1 protein-coding gene is annotated in these 2,478 nt (G+C 41.4%); it reads left to right on the forward strand.

The window, feature by feature from the left end:
- Positions 1–50: 50 nt before the first annotated feature.
- A partial coding sequence (locus tag ACFVT8_RS24510; protein ID WP_387086438.1) for a condensation domain-containing protein occupies positions 51–2,478 on the forward strand: 2,428 nt, incomplete at its 3' end.

Below are 2,478 nucleotides of genomic sequence, written 5' to 3' on the forward strand. Positions count from 1 at the left end.
TCGTTGTCGCAAGACAGGATGAACAGGACTTACCTTACTTATGTGCCTACTTGACAGCGGAGGATGAACCAACAGTTGATCAACTTAGAGCCTACTTGGAGGACATGCTTCCGGATTATATGATTCCTTCCTACTTTATTATTCTTGACGAGATTCCTTTATCCCCGAATGGGAAGATTGACCGGAAGAGTTTGCCACAGCCAGGTGGCAATATCAAGACAGGTGCTGTGTACATTCCACCTGAAACGCCTATACAAAACTTATTGGTGAATATATGGGAAAAGGTACTTCATACTGGACAGATAGGAATTCAGGATAACTTTTTCTCGCTCGGTGGAGATTCCATTAAGGCCCTACAAATCTTATCTCGTTTGAAGCAAGCGGGTTATCACTTAGAAATGAAAGATCTTTTCAAGTATTCCGTGATTCAAGAGTTAGAGCACTATGTTACCGTAAGCAATGAAACGGATGAAGGCAAAACTATCGTAGGAGAGGTTGAGTTATCACCAATTCAATCTTGGTTTTTTAAGCAACAGCTGAATTGGAACCATTTCAATCAGTCAGTCATGTTGTACAAACCCGACGGGTTTGATGTTCGTTCACTGACTCACATGTTTGATCATATTACGAATCAGCACGATATGTTAAGAGCTATTTATCACATGGAAGAAGGAAAAATAACGCAAGAAATACAAGCACTTGGACAGCGCGTGTACGAGTTAGAGGAGCTTGAAATTCATGAAACCGATATCGATTCCCGTATCGAGAGAGAAGCAAGGCGAATGCAGGCAAGCCTAAATATAAACGACGGGCCGTTAATACGTTTAGGATTGTTCCATACAAAAGACGGGGATCATTTGTTGATTATCGTGCATCATTTGCTTATTGATGGAGTTTCGTGGCGTGTTCTGCTTGAAGATTTTACAACAGGATATTCACAGGCGCTTAAAGGAGAAGCGATTCAATTGCCGGCTAAATCTACTTCCTATGCAACCTGGACGCAGGCACTTACTGAATACAGAAAAAGCTACAAGTTGAAGAAAGAAGCTGCCTACTGGGATGAGATAGATGCAGTAGATTACCAGCCATTATCTAAGGATAACCAAACAGATAAAAGACGGATGAAATCCTATCGAACGATTGATTTTGCACTAAGTCAAGAGTTGAGCAATAAAGCGATTAAGGAAGTACCACGGGCTTATCAGACCGAAATCAATGACTTGCTTATCGCTGCACTCGGTTTGAGTTTGTATGGGTGGTCTGAATCAAGGGAAATGGTACTCCATATGGAGGGCCATGGTCGAGAAGACATTATCCAAGGGGTGAATCTACAACGGACCGTTGGTTGGTTTACATCCCTATTTCCTGTCGTAATGGATGTTAGTGGTACAAAGGATTTAGGACAGTACTTGAAAGAGACGAAGGAAAGATTGAGAACGATTCCCCATAAGGGGATTGGATATGGGATTTTAAGATACCAAGCGCAACAAGATATTCCAAAACCTGAGATTGTGTTCAACTACCTTGGACAGTTTGATCACGAGATTCAGACAGATGTGTTCCAAATTTCCAATCTATCGACGGGAGAAGTGATTAGTCCCGATGCGGAAACTTGGTACAATATTGCGTTTGAAGGCATGATGAGACAAGGAAAGTTAAGTTTCGAGATACGATATAACAGTGACGCTTATCATGAGAGCACGATAAAGGCATGGAGAGATCGTTTTATCATCTGTTTGGAAGACTTAATTGAACACTGTATACAGAAAGAGGAAACGGAAAAAACACCATCTGACTATGGTGATCCTTCGCTTGGTTTGGAAGAATTGGCCAGTATTCAAGCAAACGTAGAAGGAGAATACGAAAGTATTTACCGTCTCACACCGATGCAAGAAGGTATGTTATACCATACGTTATTAGATAGTCAATCGAAAGCGTACTTCGAGCAATTTGCATTTTGGATGGAGGGAGCACTAGATATTGCGTTCCTAGAAAGGAGCTATATCGCTCTCATCGAGCGATATGATGTACTTCGTACTCAATTTGTATACGAAGGTTTGAAACATCCAAGACAAGTTGTCATGACAAGTAGAAAAGATAAGATCCAAGTGGAGGATCTCAGCCATTTGACCAATATAGAGGAAGCAGTTGAATGGTTCAAGCAAGTAGATCGCCGACAAGGGTTTGATTTGACGAAAGAAGTTCCGATTCGGGTACGCGTCTGTAAGCTAGCAGAAGAGCAGTATGTGATTTTGTGGAGTTTCCATCACATATTGATGGATGGCTGGTGCATCAGTATTGTGGTTAAGGAAATGTTGGAAATGTATCAGGCACTAAAAGAAGGTAGGAAAGCTAGACTTTCTAAAGTCGAACCGTATAGTCGTTATTTGCAGTGGCTCGAAGAGCGAGATAAGGAAATATCAGGAGGATATTGGGAAAATTATTTAGCTGGTTATGACCAACAGAGCAGCTTACCAA

The sequence above is a fragment of the Lysinibacillus sp. NPDC058147 genome, from assembly GCF_042884205.1.
Lineage (GTDB): Bacteria > Bacillota > Bacilli > Bacillales_A > Planococcaceae > Lysinibacillus.